The organism is Haemophilus parahaemolyticus, assembly GCF_018373095.1.
Lineage (GTDB): Bacteria > Pseudomonadota > Gammaproteobacteria > Enterobacterales > Pasteurellaceae > Haemophilus_A > Haemophilus_A parahaemolyticus_A.
In genome coordinates this window covers 1-2,490 of record NZ_JAHAHT010000148.1, presented here as the reverse complement: position 1 = coordinate 2,490, position 2,490 = coordinate 1, and the positions used below count along the sequence as shown (strand labels likewise).

General features: G+C 41.0%; 5 protein-coding genes and 1 pseudogene. All 6 read right to left on the bottom strand.

Annotation, left to right across the window (positions count from 1 at the left end; all coding sequences use genetic code 11):
- Nucleotides 1-174 (bottom strand): annotated as a pseudogene (locus tag KH943_RS09840) (30S ribosomal protein S3); the annotation flags it as partial.
- Between the two features lie 17 nt (nucleotides 175-191).
- A complete protein-coding gene (gene rplV / locus KH943_RS09835) occupies nucleotides 192-524 on the bottom strand; it encodes a 50S ribosomal protein L22 (RefSeq protein WP_005706427.1) in 333 nt (110 codons plus the stop codon).
- 10 nt (nucleotides 525-534) lie between these two features.
- Nucleotides 535-810, bottom strand: coding sequence for a 30S ribosomal protein S19 (gene rpsS / locus KH943_RS09830; RefSeq protein ID WP_005539416.1), 276 nt, complete (start codon nucleotides 808-810; stop codon nucleotides 535-537).
- 27 nt (nucleotides 811-837) lie between these two features.
- Nucleotides 838-1,659, bottom strand: coding sequence for a 50S ribosomal protein L2 (gene rplB / locus KH943_RS09825; RefSeq protein WP_005706404.1), 822 nt, complete (start codon nucleotides 1,657-1,659; stop codon nucleotides 838-840).
- Between the two features lie 19 nt (nucleotides 1,660-1,678).
- Complete coding sequence (gene rplW / locus KH943_RS09820; protein ID WP_005706434.1) at nucleotides 1,679-1,984, bottom strand: 50S ribosomal protein L23; 306 nt, start codon at nucleotides 1,982-1,984, stop codon at nucleotides 1,679-1,681.
- The coding region (gene rplD, locus KH943_RS09815; RefSeq protein WP_304110407.1) for a 50S ribosomal protein L4 at nucleotides 1,981-2,490 on the bottom strand (510 nt) is incomplete at its 5' end. The genes rplW and rplD, both read right to left, overlap by 4 nt.

Genomic DNA, 2,490 nt, shown 5'->3' with positions numbered 1-2,490 from the left:
TTCAATAGTGATACGTGATACTGAAGCGTTCGCTAACTCTTTGTTTAAGAATTTACGTACTTTGAAGTCGCCGTCTAAGTTATCAGCGAAATCTTGTGTATTCGCGAACCAAGTAGAGTTCCAAGGTTTAACAATACCAAGGCGAATACCATTAGGATGTACTTTCTGACCCATTGTTATTCTCCTACTGATTAACGATCTGATACAACCACAGTAATGTGGCTAGTACGTTTTAAAATACGATCTGCACGACCTTTTGCACGTGGCATAACACGTTTCATGCTTGGACCTTCATCAACGAAAATCTTAGCAACTTTAAGATCATCTACATCTGCACCGTCATTGTGCTCTGCGTTTGCGATAGCTGATTCTAATACTTTCTTAACTAAAGCCGCTGCTTTTTTGTTAGTGAAAGTTAAGATTTCTAATGCTGCAGAAACTTTTTTACCGCGAATTAAATCAGCAACTAAGCGAGCTTTTTGGGCAGAAGTACGAGCGTAACGATGTTTAGCAATAGTTTCCATCTTTTACCTCTTATTTCTTAGCTTTCTTATCTGCGGCGTGACCGCGGTATGTACGAGTCGGTGCAAATTCACCTAGTTTATGACCGATCATTTCGTCTGATACATAAACTGGAACGTGCTGACGACCATTATGGACTGCGATGGTCAAACCAATCATTGATGGAATGATCATTGAACGACGGGACCAAGTTTTAATTGGTTTTTTATCCCCGCTTTCCACCGCCTTCTCTACCTTCTTCAACAAGTGTAGGTCAAGGAAAGGACCTTTCTTGAGAGAACGTGGCATGGGTTATCCTCTTTTTAATGAATAAAATTATTTGCCACGACGACGTACGATATATTTATCAGTACGTTTGTTGTGACGAGTTTTCTTACCTTTGGTTTGAACGCCCCAAGGTGTAACTGGGTGTTTACCGAAGTTACGACCTTCACCACCACCGTGTGGGTGGTCTACTGGGTTCATTGCAGTACCACGAACTGTTGGGCGTACGCCTCTCCAGCGGTTAGCACCTGCTTTACCAAGAACGCGAAGCATATGTTCAGAGTTACCTACTTCACCGATTGTTGCGAAACAATCAGCTAATACTTTACGCATTTCACCTGAACGAAGACGTAAAGTTACATAGTTACCTTCACGTGCAATAATTTGTACGCTAGCACCCGCAGAACGTGCAATTTGACCACCTTTACCAGGTTTTAATTCCACATTGTGTACAGTTGTACCAACTGGGATGTTACGCATAGGTAATGCGTTACCTACTTTAATCGGAGCTGAAGCACCTGCTTGAATCGTATCACCAGCAGATAAACCTTTTGGTGCTAAGATATAACGGCGTTCACCATCTTTATAAAGAACTAACGCGATGTTAGCAGAACGGTTCGGATCGTATTCTAAACGCTCAACTACCGCAGGGATTTCTAACTTATTACGTTTGAAATCAACTAAACGATAGTGTTGTTTATGACCACCACCGATGTGGCGAGTAGTGATACGACCTAAGTTGTTACGACCACCAGTTTTAGATTTAGTATCTAAAAGTGCTGCGAAAGGTTTCCCTTTGTGAAGTTCTGCATTAACAACTTTAACTACATGACGACGACCAGCGGAGGTCGGCTTACATTTAACGATAGCCATAGTTTTCTATTCCTCCGAATTACTCTGCCGCACCTTCAACGAAGTCAAGTGATTGACCTTCTTGAAGAGTTACATAAGCTTTTTTCCAGTCACTACGACGACCTGATTTTGCACCGTGACGTTTAGTTTTACCTTTAACAACCACTGTACGTACAGAATCAACTTTAACTTCGAAAAGTGCTTCAACCGCATTTGCAATTTCTACTTTATTAGCATCTAATGCAACTTTAAATACGATTGTGTTACCTTTTTCAGCGTTATTTGTCGCTTTCTCAGAGATATGAGGTGCTTTAAGCACTTTTAGCAAACGTTCTTGTTGAATCATGCTAGCATCTCCTCAATTTGTTTTACTGCATCAACAGTTACAACCACTTTATCAAAAGCGATTAAGCTAACTGGATCGATTGCTTGAACATCACGAACGTCTACTTTGTATAAATTGCGTGCTGCTAAGAATAGATTTTCATCTAAGTTTGCAGTAATGATTAAAGCGTCAGTTAACGCCATCTCTTTTAATTTTTGTGCTAAAACTTTAGTTTTAGGTGCATCAATTTCGAATTTCTCAACAACCACTAAACGGCCTTGACGAACTAATTCAGAAAGAATGCTTTTGATTGCACCACGGTACATTTTTTTGTTCACTTTTTGGCTGTGATCTTGTGGTTTCGCAGCGAATGTGATACCACCTGAACGCCAGATTGGTGATTTGATGTCACCAGAACGTGCACGACCTGTACCTTTTTGACGCCAAGGTTTTTTGCCTGAACCAGACACTTCAGCACGAGTTTTTTGTGCACGTGAACCTTGACGAGCACCTGCTGCATAAGCAAC

Excerpts from the sequence above, each read along its gene's own strand:
- rplV (WP_005706427.1), bottom strand. The coding sequence starts at position 524 with ATGGAAACTATTGCTAAACATCGTTACGCTCGTACTTCTGCCCAAAAA.
- rpsS (WP_005539416.1), bottom strand. The coding sequence starts at position 810 with ATGCCACGTTCTCTCAAGAAAGGTCCTTTCCTTGACCTACACTTGTTG.
- rplB (WP_005706404.1), bottom strand. The coding sequence starts at position 1,659 with ATGGCTATCGTTAAATGTAAGCCGACCTCCGCTGGTCGTCGTCATGTA.
- rplW (WP_005706434.1), bottom strand. The coding sequence starts at position 1,984 with ATGATTCAACAAGAACGTTTGCTAAAAGTGCTTAAAGCACCTCATATC.